Here is a 22,239-nt window from a genome sequence, read left to right as displayed (position 1 = left end):
CGAAAAGGTTCAGGGGCGTAACGGTCCCCAATGCGGATCGGACCCGTCGATCGGCGTCGGAATGCGGCGCGATGCCTGTCCAGTCAGATCGACCGCCCACAATTCGGCGCGACCCGATCCTTGCGCCGCGCGGAAATAGGTCAGCACGCGGCCATTGGGCGCCCAGCTCGGCCCTTCGTCGCCCCAGGCATTGGTGAGCAGTCGCTCGCCGCCGCCGCTGGGGGTCATGGTGCCGATGCGGAACGCGCCGCCGCCCATGCGCGTAAACGCGATCAGGTCTCCGCGCGGGCTCCACACCGGCGTCGCATAACGGCCGCCGCCAAAGCTGATCCGCTGCTGGTTCGATCCGTCCGCGCCCATCACATAGAGCTGCTGCTGGCCCGACCGATCGCTTTCGAACACGATCCGGCTGCCATCGGGGGAAAAGCTCGCGCCGGTATCGATCCCCGGCGCATTCGTCAGCCGCGTCGGCTGTCCGCCATTGGCCGACACCCGGTAAATGTCGGTGTTCCCGGCATTGGCCATCGAGAACAAAATCCAGCGACCATCGGGCGAAAAGCGCGGCGCGAACGCCAGGCTGACATTCTGCACCAACGCCCGCTGCGATCCGTTGTTGAGGTCGTAGACGTACAGCGCAGGCCGCTCATTCTGATAGCTCATATAGGCAATGCGGCGCTCGTCGGGCGACATGCGCGGGGTCAGCACGATCGACTGACCATTGGTTAGGAAACGGTGATTGGCCCCGTCCTGATCCATGATCGCCAGCCGCTTGATCCGCCGCGCCTTGGGGCCGGTTTCCGATACATAGACGATTCGGCTGTCGAAATAGGCGCCCTCGCCGGTCAGCCGAGTATAGACGCTGTCGGCGCATTTATGCGCGCCACGCCGCCAGTCGCTGGGCTGAACGACGAAGCCTTGCCGCGTCAATTCGGTGCGTGCAAAGGTATCATAGAGGTAACAGCCGATGGTCAGCGTGCCGTTCGCATTGGCCTGAACGAAGCCCTGAACCAGCGTCGCCGCACCCGTGCCGGTCCAATAGCCGTAATCGGGGGCCTGAACCTGCGCCATCGACGGCGCGGAAATGCCGCTCGGGCCGACGGGTTTGAATAGGCCGGAATTGCGCAAATTGTTGGCGACGATTTCCGCCACCTGACGCCCCAGCGCGTCGGTAGAACCGGCGGCGGTGCCCTGAGCACGCGGGGTCGGCATGGCGGGGATGGCGATCGGCGCGGGGTCGTTGACGCCGCCGACGATATCGACTTCGACCTGGGCGAGTGCAGGCGTCGCGGTCAGCACCGCAAGGGGCGCGGCGATGGCAATGGCGAGCCGGGTTTTGATGCTGGGCATGGTTTTCCTCTTCATCTGCGTCAGCCGGGCAGTCGGTAATTGATGATGATGTCCTGCCAGCCGCCTTCATAGAGTTCGTCGGGCAGTTCATAGGGCGCGCACTGGATCACTGCCGCGCGGGCAAGTTCGCCGACACGCTCGGCATAACGGCGATTGTCGTCGTCGACGCCGGTCTGCCCACGAATTTCAGGACGCGCGGCAAGCGATCCGTTGCGCTGCATCTGCATGCGAAGCCGGGTGCGGATTTGGTTCGCGCCCGGACCCGGGCTGGCGATCCGGTTCGCGCAGGGCTGAACCTGACGCGCAATGGCATCGGCGAGGCTGGCGACCGCAGCGCCGCTCACCGCCTGCGCGCGCGGCGTCTGCGCCTTGCCCTTGCTTTCGTTGGCGACCACGCCCTTCAGGAAATCGTCGCCCAGCCGCGAACTGCGCGGGCGCGCCTTGGCGGCGGTGCTGCTGCCGGTCGCCTTGGACTTCTCCGCGGTGCGCGTCGGCGTTTTGGGCGCGGCCTCGCGCCGCGGTGTCGCCTTGGGTGCTGCCTTTTCGGGTGCTGGCGCAGGCCGCTTCGGCGCAGCCTTGGGCGCGGCTTTGGGGACGGGTGCGGGCGCAGGGGCGGGTTCGGGCTGCGGGGCGGGCGGCTCGGGCTGCGCTTCGTCGGGCGCAGGCGCAGGCGGTGCAGCATCCTCCAGCGGCCCCGGATCGGGTGCCATCGATTCCGCCGGTGCCTCGACCGACGCGGGTGCCGCCGCCTCGAAAGCGACCTCGTCGATCAACGAAATATCGATCGGCTGCGATTTCAGCTCGTCGGCGTTGGGCGTCGCAAGAAACCCGACCGACAACACGCCGAACAGTGCGGCATGGCCGATGATCGCGACCGCCAATCCGGTGCCTTCGCCCCGGTTCATGGACGCCGCCCCTGCATCACTGGCCCTGCGCGTCCGTCACCAGCGCGACGCGGTTCAGGCCTGCGCGATTCAGCTCGCCCATGACCCGCATCACGCGCCCGTAATCCAGACTGGTATCGGCGCGCAGAAAGATCTGCGGCGACGTCTCTCCGCCCTCAGCCGCGATCTGGGCAAACGCGTCGGCAAGGCCAGCCTCGGTCACCTGCTGCTCGCCGACATAGATCACGCCGCCCTCATCCAGCGAAACCTGAACCGGCTGCTGCTCCTGATCGAGCGGCTTTGCGCGGCTGTCGGGCAGGTTCACCGGCACACCTGCCGTCAACAGCGGCGCAGTGACCATGAAGATGATCAGCAGCACCAGCATCACGTCGACGAACGGCGTGACGTTGATTTCCGCCATCGGCTGCGCGCGCTTGCGCCCCTTGGCCGAAGGGAGTTGCATCCCCATCGCAGCTAGCGCCCGGCGACGTCGAGCTGGCGGCTCAGCGTCGAATGAAACCCGTCGGCAAAGCGATTGAGGCGCGATTCGATGCGGTTGATCGAATGACCGAAGCGGTTGTAGGCGATGACCGCCGGGATCGCCGCGAACAGGCCGATGGCAGTGGCAAACAATGCCTCCGCCAGACCTGGTGCGACGACCGCGAGCGACGAATTCTGCTCGGCCGCGATCGCGGTAAAGCTGCGCATGATGCCCCACACCGTGCCGAACAGCCCGACGAACGGCGCGACCGATCCGACCGTCGCCAGCACGTTCAGCCGGTCGGAGAGGTTATCGACCTCGTTCGCAACCGCAGACCCCATCGTCGTCGCCAGCCGATCGCGAACGCCGTCGCGGTCGATCGGCTTGGTGGTGGTCGATCGCCGCCATTCGGACACGCCCGCGGTGAATACCCGCGCGATCACCAGGTCGCTGTTCGAATGCATCCGGTGGAACGCATCGACATCGTCGGCCTTGTTGAAATCATCCTCGAACTTGACGATCGATTTCTTGACCCCGCCCAGCCGCCGCCAGAAGCTGACGATGATCGCCCAGGTCCAGATGCTGGCGAGCAGCAGCCCGATCATCACGCCCTTCACCACCCAGTCGGCCTGAAGAAACAGCCCGAGCGGCGACAGCGTTGCGGCTTCGGTATTGACCATGAAATCCATTGCGGATCAGTTCCCCTTCCAAATCAGCGGCTGAAACGCCTGGACCCAGGCAGCCGGTTGTCGCGTTGGCCGCCCACTGGGCGAGACGAAAGCCGCCTCGACCGATGCGTCGGTCAGTATCGTAATCCCGCGCATGACTCTCTGATGAATGAGCACGCTGGCAGCACGGATTTTGGTCACGCGGCTGACGACCACCAGTTCGTCGTCGAGCCGCGCGGAGGCGTTGTAGCGGATGGCGAGATCGCGCACCGCATAGACGCCGTCACCCGCTTCGTATGCGCTGCGCTGATCGACCCCCAGCACGCGCAGGAAATCGGAACGCGCGCGTTCCATGTAGCGCAGATAATTGGCGTGATAGACGATGCCCGACAGGTCGGTGTCCTCGAAGAACACGCGCACCGGAAATCGATGCTCCCCGTCGGCGACGCGGCCCGATTGCGGTTTGTCGAGAAGATTGTCTGCCGTCACACCTTGCCATTCAAATCCTGACCCCACCCCGTTCGTGCTGAGCTTGTCGAAGCACTGTCCTTCTTGGCACGAAGAAAGGACAACCTTTCGACAAGCTCAGGCTGAGCGGGTTTGGGGCGGGGCCTAGCCCCGTGAAGTGGCGGAAGGAAGGCATTCCGTAGCGTTCCGCGTAATTTCCTCAGTCGAATAGCCCGTCCTGCACGGTGGATGGTGGCTCGATCCCCAAATGCTTCCACGCCGCCCCGTTCAGGCACCGCCCCCGCGCCGTCCGCGCAATCAGGCCGATCTGGATCAGATAGGGCTCGATCACTTCCTCGACCGTGTCGCGCGGCTCCGAAAGCCCCGCCGCCAGCGTCTCCACCCCAACCGGCCCGCCGCGATAAATGTCCGCGATCATTGTCAAATACCGCCGGTCCATCGCGTCGAGCCCCAGCCCGTCCACTTCCAGCCGGTTGAGCGCCGCATCGGCGGTCTTCGCATCGACGATGCTCGCGCCCGCGACATTGGCGAAGTCGCGCACCCGCCGCAGCAACCGACCGGCAATCCGCGGCGTGCCGCGCGCGCGCCGCGCAATCTCCTCCGCCCCATCGGGCGACACCGCCAGATCGAGCAGACCAGCCGCCCGCGTAATCACCCGCTGCAACTCGTCGACGGTGTAGAATTGCAGGCGAATGGGAATCCCGAACCGGTCGCGCAAAGGCGTGGTCAGCAAGCCCTGCCGCGTCGTCGCGCCCACCAGGGTGAAGCGCGGCAAATCGATCCGCACCGACCGCGCCGACGGTCCCTCCCCGATCATCAGGTCGAGCGCGCGGTCCTCCATCGCCGGATACAGCACTTCCTCGACCGCAGGCGCGAGCCGGTGAATCTCGTCGATGAACAGCACGTCGCCATCCTCGAGATTGGTCAGCAACGCCGCCAGATCGCCCGACTTTGCGATGACCGGCCCGGACGTGGCGCGAAACCCCACCCCCATCTCCCGCGCGACGATCTGCGCCAGCGTCGTCTTGCCCAGCCCCGGCGGCCCGAAGAACAACACATGGTCCAGCGCCTCGCCCCGGCCTTTTGCCGCCTCGATAAAAACGCGCAAATTCTCCCGCGCCGCCCGCTGCCCGACGAATTCGTCAAGCTGCTTGGGCCGCAGCGCAGCGTCGATGTCCTCGGCCTTCCGCGCGGGCGCGATGATGCGGTCGGTGTCGGTCATTTATCCGGGATCCTCACACCCAAGGCATTTTCTAGTTCTCTCCTAGAGTGAGTTCCGGATTGCTCAATCGCCTTCACCGCAATGATCAAGAAAAAGCCATCGGGAGCGCTTTCGAAAGCTTCCCATTTGGAAAGCCCCTGCTCAAGCGGCACTAAGAAAAATGCAACCTGCTGAGCAAGATCATCATCAATAAATTTGAGCTGCTGAAAATCGAGCCACTTTTGTGCTGCTACATCAATGGCTTGAGGCATTGCTTCCAACGCGCGATCCACTGGCGATCTCCGCTTTCTAAATGGCCACATTTATACCGCTTTCTCAGCCAACCCGATCACTTAGTCACCATTTCTCTGGCGCCGCGGCTCGTCCACGCGCAGGCTATGCATCGGCTAATTGCCGGTCGATGTCGCAAATTCCTCCTGATACAGCTCAACCGCCTCGCGCAGGTTGCCCAGCGCCTCGTCAATGGTTTCACCTTCGCTGGTCGTTCCCGTGTCCGGATTATAGGCAGTAAATCCGCCCGCCTCCGCATGGGTTAAAATCGCGGTCACCTGCACGATGGCCCCCTGTCGATGTTCGTTAGTCGGCGGACACTCACCTCGCCATCACCTTCTCCAGCCGCTGCCACAGCTCCGCAACCGCCTCGACCGGCATGGCCGAGCGCCCCATCAGCGCCCCCACCGGCGCGCGCGCTTCGCTCATCCGTTCATAGGCGCTGGCCATCGGGATCACTGGCCAGCCGGGATGTTTTTCCAGTTCGGCCCGGTGCAGCGCACGCCTGCGATCGACCATCGAGAAGACGGGGGCGAGGTGCACCTTCGGCCCCTTCTTTCCCGCGACATGGTCGGCGATCACGTCAAGCGCACGACGCGACAATGCCGCAGGGATGACGGGGACGACCACCAGATCGGCAGCGCGCAAAATCTGGTCCGACGTGTCGGTCAGGCCCGGCGGGCAATCGATCAGGATACGGTCGTAATCCTTGGACAGCTTCTCGGCGATCTTGGCAAGCCGCTTGCGCTTGCCCAGGCCGTGAAACGTCACGTCGAGATCGCGCAGCGATTCGTCGGCGGGCAAAAGGTCGAGCCGGTCATAGGCGGTGGGGCGGATCAGCTTCGCCGGATCGCGGTCGCCAGTGATGCCGTCCTCTGCCTTCGCACCCTTGGGGTCATGCCCCAGCATGAAGGTCGCCGCCCCCTGCCCGTCCAAGTCCCACAGCAACGTCCGCCGCGACGACAAGGTCGCGCTGGCCCAGGCGAGGTTGACCGCCAGCGTCGTCTTCCCGACGCCACCCTTCATCGAATATACCGCCGCGATCATTTCGCCGCCTTCCGAAGCGCCAGTCGCACCAGCGCATCGAGCCCTGCACCCGCTCCGAGTTCATCGCTCGCCGCGCCGACAGCGGCACTCGCCTCGGCAGGTCGAAACCCCAGATTGAGCAGCGCCGACACCGCGTCCGCCGATGCGCCACCCGCAGGCGCTGCCCCCGGACTCGCACCACCCAGCACGATACCGCCCGCCTTGTCCTTCAATTCGCGCACGATGCGCTCGGCGAGCTTCGGCCCGACGCCATTAGCGCGCGCCACCATCGCCTTGTCCTGACGCGCGACCGCGGTGTTCAGTTCGTCGGGCGACAGCACCGACTGGATCGCCAGCGCCACCCGCGCGCCAACGCCCTGAACGCTTGTCAACAACCGGAACCAGTCGCGCTCTTCGCCAGTCGCAAAACCGACCAACCGGATGAAATCCTCCGCCACCAGCATTTCGGTATGGATCGTCACGATGTCACCGGTGATCCCCAGCGCATCGAGCGTCTTGGCCGACGCGCCGACCAGATACCCAACCCCACCGACATCGATCACCGCATGGTCTGACGCGGTCGATGCGAGGATGCCTTTGAGGTGCGCGATCATGGAACGGACTTAGAACGAAAGCGCCGGGTGGGGGAAGGGGTTACGCAGCCTAGCGCCAATCTCTCCGTCACCCCGGACTTGTTCCGGGGTCCACCAAGCCGCTTGCGCAGCGCTTCACTTTCACACGCTGCGCAAGCAGCACAGTGGACCCCGGAACAAGTCCGGGGTGACGTAGTATATTTGGAACCGGTTACCGCATCCCCATCCGCGCACTCGCGGCGTGATGCGCGTGGCAGATTGCGACTGCCAGCGCATCGGCCGCATCCGGCCCGTCGATCTTCACCCCCGGCAGCAAACGCCCGACCATCGCATGGACCTGCGTCTTGTCGGCATTGCCCACGCCGACCACCGATTTCTTGACCAGCCGCGCGGCATATTCGCCGACCTCGATCCCCGTGCGCGCCGCCGCGCACAGGATGACGCCGCGTGCCTGCCCCAGCTTCAACGTCGATTGCGGGTTGGCGTTGACGAACACTTCCTCGACCGCGGCTGCTTGCGGCGCGTGGTCGACGATCAGCGCGGAGAGCATCGCGTCGAGATGCGCGAGGCGACGCGGCAACGCCGCCTGCGCATCGGTCTTCAACCGCCCATTGGCGATATGCGTCAGGCGGTTGCCCTCGGCGCGGATCAGCCCCCAGCCAGTGGTGCCAAGACCGGGATCGAGACCGAGGATGATCATGGGAAAGTCCTCCCCCATCGGGGGAGACGGACCAGCGAAACTGGTGGAGGGGGTTCGCCGCTATCGAACGTCGAAACCCCCTCCGTCATCGCTACGCGATGCCACCTCCCCCGATGGGGGAGGAGCTTGCTCACCCCAGTTTCTCCATCACGTCGTCGGAGACATCGTAATTGCCCCACACCGTCTGCACGTCGTCATCATCGTCGAGCACGTCGATCAGCTTGAACAACGTCGCCGCATCGCCCTCTTCGACCGACACCGTCAATTGCGGCCGCCAGGCAAGCTTCGCGCCCTCGGCTTCGCCCAGCACCGGCTCCAATCCTCTGGCGACTTCGTGCAGCGATTCCACCGCGGTCCAGATTTCGTGGCCGTCCTCGGACGAAGACACATCCTCCGCGCCCGCTTCCAGCGCCGCCTCGAACACCTTGTCGCCATCGCCGACGCTGGCCGGATAGGTGATGAGCCCCATCCGGTCGAACCCATGGCTGACAGAATTCGGCGCGCCCAGATTGCCGCCATTCTTGGCCATCGCGGTGCGCACGTTGGTCACCGTGCGATTGCGATTGTCGGTCAGCGTCTCGATGATCAGCGAGACGCCGCCGGGACCAAAGCCCTCATAGCGGATTTCCTCGTAATTCTCGGTATCGCCGGTCGACGCCTTGTCGATCGCGCGCTGGATATTGTCCTTGGGCACCGACTGCGCCTTGGCCGCATTGACCGCAGCGCGCAGGCGCGGGTTCATGTCCGGATCGGGCATCCCCATTTTGGCAGCAACCGTGATTTCGCGGCTGAGCTTGGAAAAAAGCGACGAACGCTTCTTATCCTGGGCACCCTTGCGGTGCATGATGTTCTTGAATTTGGAATGGCCTGCCATGGGTCTCTCGCTATCGGTGGCTCACGCCATCCCAAGTGCTTGCATATAGGTTTCGAGGATCATCTCGGCTTCTTCGCGATGATGCTTTTCCATCTTCCGCAAACGAATGATGCTCCGCATCGCCTTGGTGTCGAACCCCGTCGCCTTGGCTTCGCCGTACACATCCTTGATGTCGTCGGCGATGCCCTTCTTTTCTTCTTCCAGCCGCTCGATGCGCTCGATCAACAGGCGCAACTGGTCGGCGGCGACAATCTCGCTCATGCGAAAACTCCAAATGAATAGCGTTGAGGCGCGCGTCTAGGGCAAGGCCCGCGCTCGGCGCAACCACGATGCACGCGGCTTACCGCATCGATTTGTGGACAACCCCGCGGCGCATGACGAAATCGACCGCCTCCAGCCGACGCACATCGTCGAGCGGACTGCCGGTGACGGCGATGATGTCCGCGGCGCGTCCCGGCGCGATCACCCCCAGCGAATCGCTCATCCCCAGCGCATCGGCGGCATCGACCGTCGCAGCGCGGATTGCGCGGGCGGGCGTCATCCCCGCCTCCACCATCAGCGCAAATTCCTGGGCATTTTCGCCGTGGGGAGAAACCCCCGCATCGGTCCCGAACGCGATCTTCACCCCCGATGCGATCGCCCGCCGATGGCTTTCGAGCGCGGCGGTGGCGGCTTCCTCCGCCTTGGGGATAGTCGCGGGCGGCAATTGCCCGGCGCGTGCCTGAGCCAGCGCCGCGCGCGGCGCGAGCATGGTGGGGACCAGCCAGGTGCCCTTTGCCTTCATCGCGTTGATTGTGGCGGCATCCAGGAACGTGCCGTGGTCGATCGTATCGACGCCTGCCTCGACTGCCGCACGCGTACCCTCCGCCGCATGGCTGTGCGCCGCGACCTTACGGCCCAGACCGTGCGCGGTGTCGATGATCACCTTCATCTCGTCGGGCTCCATCGCGCGACCAAGCCCGCCCGACACGTTGGACAACACGCCGCCCGTCGCCATGAACTTGATGACCTGCGCGCCCAGCCCGACCTGTTGGCGCACCGCACGCCTGCAATCCTCGACCCCGTCGCAGGTGTTGATCTGATGCTGGTGGACCATGTCGGCAATGTCTTCGCGCAGCCCGTTGGTGCCGTCGCCATGCCCGCCCGTGACAGAGATGCCCTGCCCCGCATTGACGATGGTCGGCCCGTCGACGTCGCCGCGAGCGATCCCGTCGCGCAGCGCCCGCATCCCGCGCGCATTGCCGCCCAGATCGCGGACCGTGGTGAACCCCGCCATCAACGTGTCGCGCGCATTGCCAATGGCGTAGATCAGGTCGTCGACATCCTCGCGGCTCATCGCCGTGGCACGCCGCTGGAGCGGTTCGCCGCGAAAGCCCCAGAGGTGGACGTGCAGGTCGATCAGGCCGGGCAGCACGAACTTGTCCGAAAGATCGACCAGCGCCGCCCCACCTTCGGGCGCGACATGGCCGTCGCGAATCTCGACCACCCGCCCGTCGCGGACGATGATCGTGGACGCCCCGCGCGGGCGCTCGCCCGGCCGGTCGAGCAATTGCCCGGCATGGATATAGCTGACCGTGCTGGTCGCGGTCGCGGCGGGCAGCGTCTGCGCCCGAGTCGCGCCCGCAAGCAGCGTCCCCATCGCGACCCCTGCGCCTACGAACAACGCCATTTTCAAGCGCGAACAGCGCGTCCCCGTACCAATTGTCATGTGATCCTGCCCCTTTGTTGGGGCGGAGTAAGGCGCAAAAGCCATCAGCGCGCAAGCATCGGTTGCCGCCAGCATGAACCCATACTGAAACATCGATTATATTTGCGCGCTGCAACAGAAAATAACGTCGCGGCCACGCGGGTCTTGACGATTCCCTTCGCGTGCGCGAAGCACCCGATCGCTATGCACAAAACCTCCCTTTCGATTTTCGCCGCGACCGCCATGCTGTCGCTTTCCGCCTGTGGCGGCTCCAAGGAACCAGAGGTGCTCGACAGCCGTGCACCCGATCCGCTGGCATCGCAGATCGCGAATGCGCCTGCGGTCGAACTGCCGCCCGCGATCGCTGCGCGCGCAACGATGCGTTGCGGCGACAACAGCTTGGTCTATGTCGATTTCTTCCAGGGCGAAGAACTCGTCAACTTCCGCGCGGAAGAGGGCGACGCCCCGATCCCGCTCGAGGCGGAAGCCGTCGGTCAGCCCTATACCAACGGCGAAATCACCGTCGAAGGCAACGCCCAACAGGTCAGCGTGACCCGCGGCGGATCGACGCTCAACTGCAAGGCCTGACGGTCTTCACCTTCCCGACAAAGCAGGGCCGGCGATCCCCATCGCCGGCCCTTTTCTTTTGGTGTCGCATCTCCCCCACCATAACCGTCACCCCAGCGAAAGCTGGGGTATCATGCCTCAAGCGAGCGTGTCGTAAAGGTCGCTCCAAGTCGGATTTCCCTTCTCGATCAGCGCCACCCGCCATTCGCGCGTCCACGCCTTGATGCGCTTCTCGCGCACGATCGCAGCGTGGATGTCCTCATGCCATTCGGCATAGACCAACATCTCGATTCCGAACTTCCGGCAATAGGCAGAACCGCAATCTTCGCGGTGCTGGTTGATCCGTTCGGCCAGATTAGCGGTTACGCCGGTATAGATCATGCCGCCGGGTTTGTTCGCCACGATGTAGACCCAACCGCCTGCCATCTTTGCAGCCTATCGCCTGCGGCCTGATATGCCAGCGTCCGCTGGCATGACGGATTAGGGTTGCGGACGAAGGCGGTTACGGACGCCCTTGCTCGAAATTCTGCGTCGCGGTGGGCACCGAAACCCAGGAATGTCGACTCTGCTCCCACGGAGCGGATCGGGACCATCGCGTTTGGATCGACGAATGCGCCGATCGGGATTCCCGTCACCCCGGCATTCTTCGATCCCCTGAAATAGACGGTCGAACCGCAATCGGGACAAAAGAAATTCTCCAGCGTCGCGCCAAGCGCAGTCGGTCGTTCGAACCGCTTCGATTGTCCGGACACGATGACCTGACTATCCGGGTAATAGGCCGCGACCCCAACTGGCGATCCGGTACGCCGCTGACACGCGATGCAATGACAAGCGACCACCGCGACTGTCGGACCTGGCATCGTGACGATAAGCTGGCCGCACTGACACTGCGCTTTCATGTGCCGACGCTAACGTGGGCCGGATAGCGGTTCAAACGGATCGCGATGCTGTGTGCGACGCCCATCTCCGTTGCCCCGACATCCAAACCCCGCCACACTCCCACCCATGAGCCGCGCCGATCCGCTCGATCCCGAACTGCTGTTGCGCGCCTATGCGATGGGCGTGTTTCCGATGGCGGACGATCGCGATGCCGCGAGTGTGTATTGGGTGGAGCCCAAATGGCGCGCGGTGATGCCGCTCGACGGCTTTCATCTGTCGCGATCCTTGCGCAAGACCATCGCCCGCGACCGGTTTCGGATCACCACCGACCGCGCCTTTGCCGATATCATCGCACTCTGCGCCGAAAGCGCGGCGGATCGTCCCAACACCTGGATCAACGACGCCATCGAGCGCGCCTTTATCGACCTCCACGCCGCGGGCTTCGCACATTCGGTCGAATGCTGGGACGGCGACCGGTTGGTGGGCGGGCTGTACGGGCTAGCGCTCGGCCACGCATTCTTCGGTGAATCGATGGTCAGCCGCCGAACGGATGCATCCAAAGTCGCGTTTGCCTGGCTCGTCGCGCGACTACGCGCCGGCGGCTTCACCCTGCTCGATTGCCAGTTCCAGACCGATCACCTGACCTCGCTCGGCGCGGTCGAAATCAGTCGCGACGATTATGTCGCGTTGCTGGGTTCCGCGCTTGGCGCCTGTTCGGCGGGGCTTTCCTCGGGCTCGCCCTCGGTCGATGGCGATTGGGCCGCGCTCGACCGCCTCGGGGCCGAAGACCCGCTCGCGCCGCCGCCCAGTTCCTCGCCGCCTTCGGGGAAGGTCATCGCACAGCTTTTGGGGAATATGTCGAACAACGGATGCTGAACCACGTTCAGCGCGGGCTGTTCGGCATAGAGCCAGCCCGAGAACACGCGTTGCCAGCGCCCATCGGCCTGCCGCACGTCGAGCTGGACGAAAGCGCCGGTCAACTGGTCGGGCTCCCACGGCGCGGTGCGTTCGCACGCGCGCAGATGCACCACCGCGTCGCCATAGCGCAGCACGTCGCCGGGCCGCATCTTCAATTCCCAAGTCTCGCTGTTGCGCTTGTTGAGCAGCCCCAGCACCGCAACCCGCTCTGCCATCGGCGTCGCGCCTTCGACCACCACTTCGACGGGTCCGGTGTCGAACTGAACCTCGTCGCCGCTCGCGTTGTCAGCCGCACCGCCGGGCACGGGCAAAGTCACGCTCGTCGCAGGCGCCGGTTCAGGCGCGGCGCGGTCCTGCCACGCGCGCCAGCCGAACCAGCCTGCGATGCCGACCACCAATGCGATCAGCAGGGCGATCCCCGCCCGGCGCGAATTCACGCCTCGGGGCTCCATGCCTCGTAATCGCCGGTCGCCGCGACCCGCTTGCCGCCCGCCTCCAGCGCACCGGGCGGACGATAGGCAAGCGCCGATCCGGTCATGTTGGGCACCGCAGGCTGCTCCCAGCGGCGCGCAGGCGGCATGGATTGATCGGGCGCCGAATCGACCTGATGGTGCAACCACGAAAACCATTCGGGCGGCACCCGGCTGGCATCGTTCGAGCCGTCATAGATCACCCAGCGCCGCGGATTGCCCGCCGTGTCGCTGCCGCCTTCGTAATAGACGTTGCCCAGCCCGTCGGTCCCGACCTGCTTCTTGCCGCGAAGTCCGATCATGGTCCCCCACGACGCGCCGTTCCACCAGGTAAATGGATTGAGATTGATGCCCATAAGACGCGCTTACAGCGCGGGCGCAGGCGGGGCAACTGGGTTGGAGGTGGTGGCGGCTGTTGGTTGGTTATCTGCCGGAACTAGCAAGCGCCATTACGCCAACTACGTAGACTATATGTAGAGAAATGACGCCTGCAATCGCCAGAGCTACGCGCGCGAGGGTGGATTGTGAAGTTTTCACTGACCAAAAAAAGAGATATACTCCCACAAGCATTGAGATGATCGCGTCGCTTATGGTTGAAACTCTAGCAGTTTCAATGGATGTAAGCGTTAGGGGCGTCGATAATGCATGAAGTATTCTCGGCCAGAGCCATTGGACGGTCAACGCAATGAAGCCGCCCATACGCAGACCGCGACTATCTCCAGAGAACCCGATCATCCAAACCATCAAGATGATGGGGAAAATTCCTATTACACTTGTCATCGGCAGCCCCAGTGACCTCTATCTACTACCCCTCTTGGTACAGCGGTGTGAAAAGATTATTGATGTCCGGAATGGGGTCGAAAGCTGTCGAGGGTTTGACGCCTTACAGCCCTTCCCAACTCACCTTGTCCCCCGCCGCAATCCCGAGTTCCGCCGCTTTCCCCGCATGAACCTCCAGCACCGCGGCGACCGGCCCGCCCGATCGCAGCGTGGTTTCGTCGAAGGGCACGGCATTTTCCGCAATGCGCGCGATCGTCCGGTCCTCACGAATGAAGATGATGTCGAGCGCGGTCGGCGTGTTCTTCATCCAGATACCCGATTCGCGCGGCGGGCCACCGTCGCCGGGATAGGGATAGAATAGCATCCCGCCGTCCTGTGGAATGTCGGTGCGAAACATCAGCCCGCGATCCTGCGCTTCGGCGGTGCTGGCAACCTCGACGCGGAAAGTTCGCGGACCTTGCTGCGTGGCGATCGTTACATCGACCAACCGTTCGGCAGCCGCCGCATTGGCATCGACGCTTCCGCTCGAACAGGCGGTCAGTGGTGACACCACGAGGACCAGCGGCAACGCCCAGATACGGATCGACATCGGCTTTCCCTTCACCGCTCTCCATGGGGACATGAAGCGTATCGAAGGTGGAGCGGGACTTAAAGTCCCTCCCAACTCACCTTGTCGCCGACCGCGATGCCATGCTCGGCAGCCTTGCCCGCTTTCAACTCCAGCACCGCTGCGACCGGTTCGAACGAGCGCACATTGCCTTCATCGAAAGGAATGGTGTTCTCCGCGATCCGCGCGATCGTCTGGTCTTCGCGGATGAAGATGATGTCGAGCGAGGTGGGCGTGTTCTTCATCCAGAACGCAGCTTCGCGCGGCGGGCCGCCTTCGGCCGGATAGGGGTGGAAGATCATGCCGCCATCCTCGGGTATGTCGGTGCGGAACATCAGCCCGCGATCCTGTTCCTCGCGCGTGCGTGCCGTCTCGACACGAAACGTCTTCGGTCCCGCCTTGGTCTGCACGGTCACCGCGACCAGCTTGTCCTGCGTCGTCGCGTTCGACGCCGCCGTCCCGCTTTCGCTCGTGCAGCCACCGACCAGCGGCATCGTCATCGCGGCAAGCGCCGCGCCCAGCAATTTCACCGACATCATACGCGTCAGAATTCCCTTTCGACGGCCACCGCCAGCGGCCCCTTGTCACCTTCAAAGATGCGCGCCTGCAAGCGGTCGTCGGGTTCGACCGTCTCGACGCCTGCACGGCGCAGCGTTTCCATGTGCACGAACACGTCGCCATCGGCCGAATCGCGGACCAGGAATCCGTATCCCTTCAGCCGGTTGAACCATTTGACGGTGACACCCTCGAACGGCCCGGCGTCCTCGACCAGTTGCAGGCGTTCTGGCCGGTCGCCCTGGCGTTCGCGCGGGATTTCGACGGCGTTCGACAAGTCGATCGCGACGATTTCGCGCGCCTGCATCCCGCGGTTGCGCTGGATCGCGATGCAATCGACCCGCGCGCCCTCTGGCAGGCTGCGCCGCCCATGCGCCTGAAGCACGGAAAAATGGACGAGCACGTCGCCATGATCGGGATCGTCGGACACCACGAAGCCGAAGCCGCGCGTCACGTCGAACCACTTCACCACGCCCGAAACCGGCACGCCGGCGGGTTCGCTTCGCTCGGTACTGGACTGCACGGCCGCGTCATAATCGTGCGGCGCGTGCTGCATTTCGGCACGCATATTGTTCATACCCCCGTCACGCTATTATCATGCGCGATCCGAAAAGGCGAAAAACTTTCGCATCAGTCCGTTTCGAAAAGAAACGCGGTATCGTCGCCGGGAGCAAGCCGCACGATCCGCCGTGCCAGATCGGAAGCATGGCCAGCGCGCACCATCGCCCCGACCTGCTTTTCCTGAACAGGGCGATCGACTTCGACCGCCCCGAACGGCCCGAATCGACGTCGCTGGGCAAAACGCAGCGCGGTATCGACGGCCTGCTCGGCGACCTCCGGCAGAATCTCCTCGCGATCCTCGCCCGCCACACCCGCCTGATGGAGCGCCATCGCCACCCGCCGCATCCCCAGCCCCCGCCGCGTCAGCGACCGCGCCCGCGCCTCTCCGAACGCGCGATCGTCGATATAGCCTAGTTCGGCAAAGCGCTCGGCCAGCGCCACCGGGTCGGCCGATTCCCCTTCCCAACCCCGCTCGCGGATCTTTCGGTTCAGATACTGCGCCAATTTCGCCCTTGTCGTGGCGAAGCGTTCGACATAGCGGAGCGCCAAACGGTCGAGCGCCGCGGCATCCAGCGGGCGTGCAGGGCGGTCGGATCGGGCCATCGGCCATGATTGTGCCACAGTGGCAACCGAATTTGAACGATGGCGTAGTGCATCGCTCCGCCGCTTTTGCACGTAGCTGTCGTGCAATAGCGCGACGATGGGCCGCAACATGGGGCGCAAGGGTTACGAATGAACGATAGCGATACGGTCAATGCGAGCGATGCAGGGGCGGCGTTGATGCCGACACCCACGCAGGATTCGCTCGAACGCCGCTGGGCGGATTTCGACACGCTGGGTGCGGCGCTCGATTATGCCGCAACCGGCACGCGCGGCCTGAACTTCCACGACGCGCGCGGGACGCTGGTGCGACCCTATCCTTTCTCGGAAATGCGCGAGGAAGCGATGGCTCAGGCACGCCGCCTGATCGCCGCGGGCGTAAAGCCAGAAGACCGCATCGCACTGATCGCCGAAACCGGCCCCGAATTCGCGTCGCTATTCTTCGGCGTCGTCTATGCCGGTGCCTGGCCGGTGCCGCTGCCGCTGCCGACCAGCTTCGGCGGCAGCCAGCATTATATCGACCAATTGTCGGTACAGCTTTCGAGCTGCGATCCCAAAATGCTGTTCTATCCGGCCGAGTTGGCCACGATGGCCGACGAAGCCGCGCGCCAGCGAAATGTCGAAGGCATCGATTGGGAAAGCTTTTCGACCCGCGATGCCCCCGACGTCGCGCTGCCTCAGGCAAAGGGCGACGACATCGCCTATCTGCAATATTCCAGCGGCTCGACCCGCTTTCCGCACGGGGTTGCGATCACCCACCACGCGCTGCTCAACAATCTGTCGGCGCACAGCCACGGGATGGAGGTCGAACCGACCGACCGCTGCGTTTCCTGGCTGCCCTGGTATCACGACATGGGTCTGGTCGGCTGTTTCCTGTCGCCGATCGCCAATCAGGTTTCGACCGATTATCTGAAGACCGAGGATTTCGCCCGGCGTCCGCTCGCCTGGCTCGACCTGATCAGCCGCAACACCGGCACCACCCTCTCCTATTCTCCCACCTTCGGCTACGACATCTGCGCGCGCCGCATGTCGTCGCAGACCAAGGCCAGCGACCGCTTCGACCTGTCGCGCTGGCGGGTGGCGGGCAACGGCGCCGACATGATTCGCCCCGACGTGATGCAGAGCTTCGTGGATGCCTTCGCCGACGCGGGGTTCAAGGCATCGGCCTTCCTCCCCAGCTACGGCCTGGCAGAAGCCACCCTCGCCGTCTCGATCATGCCGCCGGGCGAAGGCATCATCGTCGAGCTGGTCGAGGAAACCGAACTGTCCGGCATGGAAGCGCATGGCGACCGCCCGCAACGCTACCGCGCGATCGTCAATTGCGGAAAGCCGGTAAAGGACATGGTCGTCGAAATCCGCGAATCGGACGGCAATGTCCTGCCCGAACGCGCGATCGGCAAGGTCTGGTGCAAGGGGCCAAGCGTCATGGTCGGCTATTTCCGCGATCCTGAAGCAACCGACGCCTGCATGGCGGACGGCTGGCTCGACACCGGCGACATGGGATATCTGTCGGACGGCTATGTCTATATCGTCGGCCGCGCCAAGGACATGATCATCGTCAACGGCAAGAATCACTGGCCGCAGGACATCGAATGGGCGGTCGAACAGCTTCCCGGCTTCAAGGCGGGCGACATCGCCGCCTTCGCGATCACCACACCGGGCGGAGAGGAAACCCCCGCCGTCCTCGTTCAGTGCCGCACCTCGGACGAGGTCGAACGCAAGAAGCTGCATGACGAGATCAAGGAACGCGTGCGTTCGGTTACCGGCATGAACTGCGTCGTCGAACTGGTCCCCCCGCGCACCCTGCCCCGCACCTCGTCGGGTAAGCTGAGCCGGGCAAAAGCGCGCAACCTGTACCTCAGCGGCGACATCAAACCCTATCCGATGGCGGCATAACAGTTATGGGCCGAGTTGGCGTCTGAAGCGCTGTCGCCGTCCCGGCCAAGCCCTCACCACGATCACCCCGTCACCCCGGCCGAAGTACCGGGGTCCACTGAGCCGATTGCGATCGGTCGAGCTTTGAGGGATTCGACTGCCGCCGGGTGGACCCCGGCGCTTCGGCCGGGGAGACGAGCTCTCGGAGCGGGCGTCACCATTGCTGGCACCGCCCGACGAGTCGAAATGTACGCCTTCGCACCTACTTCGCGTTCTGTGTGCCGGTGCGCGAACAACCCTTTTTTCCGCTGTCTTCGCGCCTCTGCGCCTCAACGCGAACCATCTCTTTTTACGGCATCTTTTCGTTCCCCACCCCCCGGCATATCAACCGATCGGTAACCAACGGCGGATATGATCGACCGGTGACCAGCGACACCAAAACCCAATTTACGCAGCACCGCGTAGACACGCGCGCCCTGCTGGGGCTGTACGATCCTGCGGATACGTCCGACTGGGGACCGATTCGCGCCGCGCAACTGAACGCGGGCAGCCAGTTCGCACTGTTCCTGCTCGCCACCAATCTGATGGGCGCGGCATTCGTCGTGATGACGTTTCGCGCGGTCATGCCGACCTGGCAACTGATCGCCTGGGGTATATTGGTCGGCGTCACCGCAACTGGGGTCGCATTTCGCCGCCTTCACAAACGGCATCGCGAAGCAATCACCGCCAGCGTCGCCGAAGTGCGCGGCACCGCGATCGACGGAGTCGCGCTCGCATCCGTCTGGGCGATCGCATGCGTCGCCTTTGCCATCCATTCCAATGCCGAGTCGGGGCTCGCCTTCTGGGTGACGGTGTCGACGCTGATGCTGGCTGCCGCAGTTTCGATGGCGGCGCTGCCACTTGCCACCATCACCTTTCTGGTGCTGCTCGGATTTGCGGTTTCTTCCACGATCTTCGTGATGGGCGTGCCGGCGCTCGCCGCCGCCGCGCTGCTCTACACCGCGCTGCTGGTCAACGTCTGCTATTCTCGCGGTCGCGCACTGGTGATGATCCGCGCCAACCGCATCGCGCTGGCCGAACGCGACGAAACGGTATCGATGCTGCTGCGCGAATTCGAAGAGGATGATGGCGACTGGCTGTGGGAAATCGATGCGCAGCGCCGCGTGGTGCGTGCCTCGCCCAAATTCGCGACGTCGATGGGGGTCGACCCCAAATCGATCAACGGCATGGGTTTCCTCGAAATCCTCGCGGGACCGACCTGGGCCGATGGCAATTTTTCAACCGCGTTGCGCGGGCTGGCCGACCACCTGAAGCGCCGCGAGGCGTTTCGCGACCTGTTGCTGCCCGTTTACGTCGATGGCGAGGAACGCTGGTGGGAAATGACCGCATCGCCGCGCTTCGGCGACGACGGCAAATTCCTGGGCTTTCGTGGGGTCGGATCGGACGTGACGGAAGCGCGGCAATCGGCGGACAAGATCAGCCGGATGGCGCGCTACGACACGTTGACCGGGCTGCCCAACCGCCTGCTGATCAACGAATCGCTGGCGCGGGCCATGGCCGATGCCGAAAAATGGGCGGCGCGCTGCGCGTTCATGATGATCGACCTCGACCGGTTCAAGGCGGTGAACGATACGCTCGGCCATCCGATCGGCGACCGCCTGCTCGGGCGCGTGTCCGAACGGCTCGCGCAACTGATGACCGAGAACGAGATGATCGGCCGGCTGGGCGGTGACGAATTCGCGGTCGTGGTGCGCGACGGCGGCGACCAGCACCGCGTCGTGCGGCTGGCGCAGACCATCGTCGATACGCTGTCGCGGCCCTACGAAATCGATCACCACACGCTGTATATCGGCGCCAGCATCGGCATCGCCTTCGGCCCGCGCGACGGGCGAACCGCCGAAATGCTGATCCGATCGGCCGACCTCGCGCTTTATCGCTCAAAGGATGCGGGCGGCGGGCATGTCCACATGTATGAACCGCAACTCCACGTCGAAGCCGAAGAGCGCCGCGTGCTGGAGATTGCGCTGCGCGGGGCACTCGAAAACGACGAACTGCACCTGACCTATCAGCCGGTGGTCGATGCCGATACCGGCGCGCTTACCGGGTTCGAAACGCTGCTCCGCTGGACGCATCCCGAGCTGGGAGCGATCTCTCCGGCGAAATTCGTGCCGCTGGCAGAGGATGCGCGGCTGATCGCGCCGATCGGCGAATGGGTGCTGCGCAATGCCTGTGCAGAAGCTGCGACCTGGGACGATCATATACGCATCGCGGTCAACGTCAGCGCCGAACAGCTTCACAGCGCCAGCTTTGTGACGCTCGTGACGCAGGCACTGGCGCATAGCGGGCTGCATCCCAGCCGGTTGGAACTCGAAGTCACCGAAAGCGTGTTTCTGCGCGAAGGCACCAGCGCGGTCGGCGTGCTCGAAAAATTGCTGGATCTGGGCGTCCGCCTCAGCCTCGACGATTTCGGCACCGGCTATTCCTCGCTCGGTTATCTGTCGCGCACGCGCTTCTCTTCGATCAAGATCGACCGCTCGTTCGTCCAAAGCGCGTCGAAGGGTGAACGAGAGGCGGTCGCGATCATCCGCGCCGTCGTGGCGCTGGCACAGTCGCTGGGCATGGCGACCACGGCGGAAGGCGTCGAGACCGAGCAGGAACATCAGATGGTCCGCGAACTCGGCTGTACCAAGGTTCAGGGCTATTATTTCGGGCGTCCGCTGCCCGTCGAGGAAGCGCGTACGCTGGCCGTCACCCGCCGCCCCGGTGCCTGGGCAGTCGGCTAACGTCCGCGAAACACCCGCTTGCGCGCGCCAACCCGCGACGCTAGGGAAATTCGCACGGCATACGAGTGTAGCTCAGTTGGTAGAGCATCGGTCTCCAAAACCGAGGGCCCACGGTTCGAGTCCGTGCACTCGTGCCAGCCGCCTCTCCCTTTACGAAATCTAAGTCATTCCGGGTGCACAACGTCGCCGGGTCGATATTGCGCGTGAAGAATGGGGCGTTGCATGTCGGAAGTGAGCGGGCCGGGGGGCTTGCAGGAGAGATTCGGGACAGGGTTCGAGGCGAAGGACTGGCGTGCGACTCAGCACCTCGTTCCAAAGCCCGACGCACCCGTGCGCCGTGCGGTGTCGGACGCCGCCAAATGGCTGATTCGCGCCAAAGCGGGCAATCACGCCCAGGAATGCGTGCGTGCGCGCGCCATCATGACCGAAGCCCGCGGGCTGGTGAAGGGCATTCACGAAGGCGTCGCGAACGGCGAGCGGATCGATCCACGGTCACTCGATCCGGTGGTCGAGGCGATTTCCGCGTCGATCCAACGCGATCCGACCGCAATCCCCAGTGTCACCCGGCTGAAGCTGCGTCACGAATACACCTTCTACCACTCGGTCGCGGTTTGCGGCCTGATGGTCGGTCTCGCGCGCGTCCTGCGCCTCGACGAAGCCGAAATGCACCAGATCGGGTTGGCCGGGCTGCTCCACGACATCGGCAAGGCGCGCATCCCCAACGCCCTGCTCAACAAGCCCGGCCCACTCGACGACAAGGAATTCGCGCTGATCCGCGAACACACCGTGCGCGGGCACGAAATCCTGTGCGACGCAGGCGGCGTCTCCGACCTCGTGCTCGACGTCGTGCTCAACCATCACGAGCGGATCGACGGCCGCGGCTATCCCGCCAGGAAGCCCGGCACCGCGCTATCGATCCACGCCCGCATGGGCGCGGTGTGCGACGTATATGACGCCGTCACCTCCGCCCGCAGCTACAAGGCCGCCTGGTCGCCCGGCGAAGCGCTGGAATGGATGCGCGGGACCGAGGGGCATTTCGACCGCGCGGTGATGAACGCCTTTGCCAAGACCGTCGGTGCCTTTCCCTGCGGATCGTTGGTGCGTGTCGCCGGCGACCGGCTGGGCATTGTCCTCGATGCGGGGCAAGGCGATCCGCTCGACCCGCCGGTGATGGTGTTCATGGATGCTGGCAGCAAGCGTGCGCTGACCCCCTTGCGTATCGATCGCGCGGGAAAATCGATCATCGCGGTCGAATATGCCGAGCGCCTCGCGATCCCCGATTGGGCCGCGACCCGCGCCCGAATCCTGCGCGAAAGCACCGCCACGCTCCGCCCCGCCGCGTAGAAAAATCCAATATTGCCGACAAGTCGTCGTGCGAAAACCACGGCGCGTCACCCTTTTCGTTGCGCTGAGGGATCGAATCC

The 22,239-nt window shown here is 64.3% G+C and carries 26 protein-coding genes, 1 tRNA gene and 1 pseudogene; 6 read left to right on the top strand and 22 right to left on the bottom strand.

Annotated features, from left to right (window positions below; all coding sequences use genetic code 11):
- Positions 1–9: 9 nt before the first annotated feature.
- The 14 genes from tolB to ENHY17A_RS09520 all read right to left on the bottom strand — a co-directional run bounded on the left by tolB (position 10) and on the right by ENHY17A_RS09520 (position 10,241).
- Positions 10–1,347 carry a Tol-Pal system protein TolB gene (tolB, locus tag ENHY17A_RS09585; protein ID WP_443018295.1) on the bottom strand — a complete coding sequence of 446 codons (1,338 nt, stop codon included), beginning with the start codon at positions 1,345–1,347 and terminating at the stop codon, positions 10–12.
- 20 nt (positions 1,348–1,367) lie between these two features.
- Complete coding sequence (locus tag ENHY17A_RS09580; protein ID WP_159712212.1) at positions 1,368–2,252, bottom strand: cell envelope biogenesis protein TolA; 885 nt, start codon at positions 2,250–2,252, stop codon at positions 1,368–1,370.
- A gap of 16 nt (positions 2,253–2,268) precedes the next feature.
- A complete protein-coding gene (tolR, locus tag ENHY17A_RS09575; RefSeq protein WP_159712210.1) occupies positions 2,269–2,700 on the bottom strand; it encodes a protein TolR in 432 nt (143 codons plus the stop codon).
- Between the two features lie 5 nt (positions 2,701–2,705).
- The gene (tolQ, locus tag ENHY17A_RS09570; RefSeq protein ID WP_159712208.1) at positions 2,706–3,401 is read right to left on the bottom strand and encodes a protein TolQ; all 696 of its coding nucleotides are present in this window, start codon (positions 3,399–3,401) and stop codon (positions 2,706–2,708) included.
- Positions 3,402–3,407: 6 nt separating this feature from the next.
- Positions 3,408–3,869: a YbgC/FadM family acyl-CoA thioesterase gene (locus tag ENHY17A_RS09565; protein ID WP_159712206.1), complete on the bottom strand. Its 462-nt coding sequence runs from the start codon at positions 3,867–3,869 to the stop codon at positions 3,408–3,410.
- 178 nt (positions 3,870–4,047) lie between these two features.
- On the bottom strand, positions 4,048–5,070 hold the full coding sequence (gene ruvB / locus ENHY17A_RS09560) for a Holliday junction branch migration DNA helicase RuvB (RefSeq protein ID WP_159712204.1): 1,023 nt from the start codon (positions 5,068–5,070) through the stop codon (positions 4,048–4,050).
- The gene (locus tag ENHY17A_RS09555) at positions 5,067–5,342 is read right to left on the bottom strand and encodes a hypothetical protein (protein WP_159712202.1); all 276 of its coding nucleotides are present in this window, start codon (positions 5,340–5,342) and stop codon (positions 5,067–5,069) included. The genes ruvB and ENHY17A_RS09555 overlap by 4 nt, the downstream gene beginning before the upstream one ends.
- Positions 5,343–5,456: 114 nt before the next feature.
- The gene (locus ENHY17A_RS09550; RefSeq protein ID WP_201296377.1) at positions 5,457–5,618 is read right to left on the bottom strand and encodes a type II toxin-antitoxin system HicB family antitoxin; all 162 of its coding nucleotides are present in this window, start codon (positions 5,616–5,618) and stop codon (positions 5,457–5,459) included.
- A 43-nt stretch (positions 5,619–5,661) separates the two neighbouring features.
- Positions 5,662–6,387 carry a ParA family protein gene (locus ENHY17A_RS09545; protein ID WP_159712198.1) on the bottom strand — a complete coding sequence of 242 codons (726 nt, stop codon included), beginning with the start codon at positions 6,385–6,387 and terminating at the stop codon, positions 5,662–5,664.
- Entirely contained in the window at positions 6,384–6,980 is a 597-nt protein-coding gene (gene ruvA / locus ENHY17A_RS09540; RefSeq protein WP_159712196.1) for a Holliday junction branch migration protein RuvA, read from the bottom strand. Before ruvA ends, ENHY17A_RS09545 begins: the two co-directional genes overlap by 4 nt.
- A gap of 190 nt (positions 6,981–7,170) precedes the next feature.
- Positions 7,171–7,659, bottom strand: a complete 489-nt coding sequence (ruvC, locus tag ENHY17A_RS09535; RefSeq protein ID WP_159712194.1) for a crossover junction endodeoxyribonuclease RuvC — start codon at positions 7,657–7,659, stop codon at positions 7,171–7,173.
- 130 nt (positions 7,660–7,789) lie between these two features.
- Complete coding sequence (locus ENHY17A_RS09530) at positions 7,790–8,533, bottom strand: YebC/PmpR family DNA-binding transcriptional regulator (protein WP_159712192.1); 744 nt, start codon at positions 8,531–8,533, stop codon at positions 7,790–7,792.
- Between the two features lie 21 nt (positions 8,534–8,554).
- On the bottom strand, positions 8,555–8,794 hold the full coding sequence (locus ENHY17A_RS09525) for a DUF2312 domain-containing protein (RefSeq protein ID WP_159712190.1): 240 nt from the start codon (positions 8,792–8,794) through the stop codon (positions 8,555–8,557).
- 79 nt (positions 8,795–8,873) lie between these two features.
- A complete protein-coding gene (locus ENHY17A_RS09520) occupies positions 8,874–10,241 on the bottom strand; it encodes a metal-dependent hydrolase family protein (protein ID WP_236547847.1) in 1,368 nt (455 codons plus the stop codon).
- Between the two features lie 183 nt (positions 10,242–10,424).
- On the opposite strand from ENHY17A_RS09520, the gene ENHY17A_RS09515 reads away from it, so the two are divergent.
- The gene (locus tag ENHY17A_RS09515; protein ID WP_159712188.1) at positions 10,425–10,808 is read left to right on the top strand and encodes a hypothetical protein; all 384 of its coding nucleotides are present in this window, start codon (positions 10,425–10,427) and stop codon (positions 10,806–10,808) included.
- 117 nt (positions 10,809–10,925) lie between these two features.
- Here ENHY17A_RS09515 and ENHY17A_RS09510 read toward each other — a convergent pair whose 3' ends face one another.
- A complete protein-coding gene (locus ENHY17A_RS09510) occupies positions 10,926–11,213 on the bottom strand; it encodes a GIY-YIG nuclease family protein (protein WP_159712186.1) in 288 nt (95 codons plus the stop codon).
- The gene (locus tag ENHY17A_RS14900) at positions 11,165–11,686 is read right to left on the bottom strand and encodes a GFA family protein (protein ID WP_159712184.1); all 522 of its coding nucleotides are present in this window, start codon (positions 11,684–11,686) and stop codon (positions 11,165–11,167) included. The genes ENHY17A_RS09510 and ENHY17A_RS14900 overlap by 49 nt, the downstream gene beginning before the upstream one ends.
- A gap of 106 nt (positions 11,687–11,792) precedes the next feature.
- Between ENHY17A_RS14900 and aat the strand changes: the two genes are divergently transcribed.
- On the top strand, positions 11,793–12,542 hold the full coding sequence (gene aat, locus ENHY17A_RS09500) for a leucyl/phenylalanyl-tRNA--protein transferase (protein WP_159712182.1): 750 nt from the start codon (positions 11,793–11,795) through the stop codon (positions 12,540–12,542).
- A gap of 23 nt (positions 12,543–12,565) precedes the next feature.
- Here the strand turns inward: aat and ENHY17A_RS14735 are convergent.
- From ENHY17A_RS14735 to ENHY17A_RS09470, 6 genes and pseudogenes are all read right to left on the bottom strand, one after another.
- A pseudogene (locus ENHY17A_RS14735) lies at positions 12,566–12,733 on the bottom strand (DUF2155 domain-containing protein); the annotation flags it as partial.
- Between the two features lie 284 nt (positions 12,734–13,017).
- Entirely contained in the window at positions 13,018–13,410 is a 393-nt protein-coding gene (locus ENHY17A_RS09490; RefSeq protein WP_159712180.1) for an NADH:ubiquinone oxidoreductase subunit NDUFA12, read from the bottom strand.
- Positions 13,411–13,937: 527 nt separating this feature from the next.
- Positions 13,938–14,423, bottom strand: a complete 486-nt coding sequence (locus ENHY17A_RS09485; protein ID WP_236547845.1) for a DUF192 domain-containing protein — start codon at positions 14,421–14,423, stop codon at positions 13,938–13,940.
- Positions 14,424–14,482: 59 nt separating this feature from the next.
- Positions 14,483–14,980 carry a DUF192 domain-containing protein gene (locus tag ENHY17A_RS09480; RefSeq protein ID WP_236547844.1) on the bottom strand — a complete coding sequence of 166 codons (498 nt, stop codon included), beginning with the start codon at positions 14,978–14,980 and terminating at the stop codon, positions 14,483–14,485.
- 5 nt (positions 14,981–14,985) lie between these two features.
- Positions 14,986–15,564 carry a cold-shock protein gene (locus tag ENHY17A_RS09475; protein WP_443018309.1) on the bottom strand — a complete coding sequence of 193 codons (579 nt, stop codon included), beginning with the start codon at positions 15,562–15,564 and terminating at the stop codon, positions 14,986–14,988.
- A gap of 62 nt (positions 15,565–15,626) precedes the next feature.
- Complete coding sequence (locus ENHY17A_RS09470; protein WP_159712176.1) at positions 15,627–16,160, bottom strand: regulatory protein RecX; 534 nt, start codon at positions 16,158–16,160, stop codon at positions 15,627–15,629.
- A gap of 129 nt (positions 16,161–16,289) precedes the next feature.
- Between ENHY17A_RS09470 and ENHY17A_RS09465 the strand changes: the two genes are divergently transcribed.
- From ENHY17A_RS09465 to ENHY17A_RS09450, 4 genes are all read left to right on the top strand, one after another.
- A complete protein-coding gene (locus tag ENHY17A_RS09465) occupies positions 16,290–18,053 on the top strand; it encodes a fatty acyl-AMP ligase (protein ID WP_159712174.1) in 1,764 nt (587 codons plus the stop codon).
- Positions 18,054–18,454: 401 nt separating this feature from the next.
- Positions 18,455–20,815: a putative bifunctional diguanylate cyclase/phosphodiesterase gene (locus tag ENHY17A_RS09460; protein WP_159712172.1), complete on the top strand. Its 2,361-nt coding sequence runs from the start codon at positions 18,455–18,457 to the stop codon at positions 20,813–20,815.
- 61 nt (positions 20,816–20,876) lie between these two features.
- A tRNA-Trp gene (locus ENHY17A_RS09455) sits at positions 20,877–20,952 on the top strand.
- 85 nt (positions 20,953–21,037) lie between these two features.
- A complete protein-coding gene (locus tag ENHY17A_RS09450; protein WP_159712170.1) occupies positions 21,038–22,159 on the top strand; it encodes an HD-GYP domain-containing protein in 1,122 nt (373 codons plus the stop codon).
- The last annotated feature ends 80 nt before the right edge of the window (positions 22,160–22,239 follow it).

It is taken from the genome of Sphingomonas sp. AX6, from assembly GCF_902506605.1.
Lineage (GTDB): Bacteria > Pseudomonadota > Alphaproteobacteria > Sphingomonadales > Sphingomonadaceae > Sphingomonas.
This window is presented reverse-complemented; position numbering and strand designations above follow the sequence as displayed.

Excerpts from the sequence above, each read along its gene's own strand:
- ENHY17A_RS14900 (WP_159712184.1), bottom strand. The coding sequence starts at position 11,686 with ATGAAAGCGCAGTGTCAGTGCGGCCAGCTTATCGTCACGATGCCAGGT.
- ruvB (WP_159712204.1), bottom strand. The coding sequence starts at position 5,070 with ATGACCGACACCGACCGCATCATCGCGCCCGCGCGGAAGGCCGAGGAC.
- ENHY17A_RS09480 (WP_236547844.1), bottom strand. The coding sequence starts at position 14,980 with ATGATGTCGGTGAAATTGCTGGGCGCGGCGCTTGCCGCGATGACGATG.
- ENHY17A_RS09525 (WP_159712190.1), bottom strand. The coding sequence starts at position 8,794 with ATGAGCGAGATTGTCGCCGCCGACCAGTTGCGCCTGTTGATCGAGCGC.
- ENHY17A_RS09580 (WP_159712212.1), bottom strand. The coding sequence starts at position 2,252 with ATGAACCGGGGCGAAGGCACCGGATTGGCGGTCGCGATCATCGGCCAT.
- ENHY17A_RS09515 (WP_159712188.1), top strand. The coding sequence starts at position 10,425 with ATGCACAAAACCTCCCTTTCGATTTTCGCCGCGACCGCCATGCTGTCG.
- ENHY17A_RS09470 (WP_159712176.1), bottom strand. The coding sequence starts at position 16,160 with ATGGCCCGATCCGACCGCCCTGCACGCCCGCTGGATGCCGCGGCGCTC.
- tolQ (WP_159712208.1), bottom strand. The coding sequence starts at position 3,401 with ATGGATTTCATGGTCAATACCGAAGCCGCAACGCTGTCGCCGCTCGGG.
- ENHY17A_RS09545 (WP_159712198.1), bottom strand. The coding sequence starts at position 6,387 with ATGATCGCGGCGGTATATTCGATGAAGGGTGGCGTCGGGAAGACGACG.
- ruvA (WP_159712196.1), bottom strand. The coding sequence starts at position 6,980 with ATGATCGCGCACCTCAAAGGCATCCTCGCATCGACCGCGTCAGACCAT.
- ENHY17A_RS09490 (WP_159712180.1), bottom strand. The coding sequence starts at position 13,410 with ATGGGCATCAATCTCAATCCATTTACCTGGTGGAACGGCGCGTCGTGG.
- ENHY17A_RS09520 (WP_236547847.1), bottom strand. The coding sequence starts at position 10,241 with ATGACAATTGGTACGGGGACGCGCTGTTCGCGCTTGAAAATGGCGTTG.
- ENHY17A_RS09510 (WP_159712186.1), bottom strand. The coding sequence starts at position 11,213 with ATGGCAGGCGGTTGGGTCTACATCGTGGCGAACAAACCCGGCGGCATG.
- ENHY17A_RS09530 (WP_159712192.1), bottom strand. The coding sequence starts at position 8,533 with ATGGCAGGCCATTCCAAATTCAAGAACATCATGCACCGCAAGGGTGCC.
- ENHY17A_RS09475 (WP_443018309.1), bottom strand. The coding sequence starts at position 15,564 with ATGCGTGCCGAAATGCAGCACGCGCCGCACGATTATGACGCGGCCGTG.
- ENHY17A_RS09485 (WP_236547845.1), bottom strand. The coding sequence starts at position 14,423 with ATGTCGATCCGTATCTGGGCGTTGCCGCTGGTCCTCGTGGTGTCACCA.
- ENHY17A_RS09465 (WP_159712174.1), top strand. The coding sequence starts at position 16,290 with ATGAACGATAGCGATACGGTCAATGCGAGCGATGCAGGGGCGGCGTTG.
- ENHY17A_RS09450 (WP_159712170.1), top strand. The coding sequence starts at position 21,038 with ATGTCGGAAGTGAGCGGGCCGGGGGGCTTGCAGGAGAGATTCGGGACA.
- aat (WP_159712182.1), top strand. The coding sequence starts at position 11,793 with ATGAGCCGCGCCGATCCGCTCGATCCCGAACTGCTGTTGCGCGCCTAT.
- tolR (WP_159712210.1), bottom strand. The coding sequence starts at position 2,700 with ATGGGGATGCAACTCCCTTCGGCCAAGGGGCGCAAGCGCGCGCAGCCG.
- tolB (WP_443018295.1), bottom strand. The coding sequence starts at position 1,347 with ATGCCCAGCATCAAAACCCGGCTCGCCATTGCCATCGCCGCGCCCCTT.
- ruvC (WP_159712194.1), bottom strand. The coding sequence starts at position 7,659 with ATGATCATCCTCGGTCTCGATCCCGGTCTTGGCACCACTGGCTGGGGG.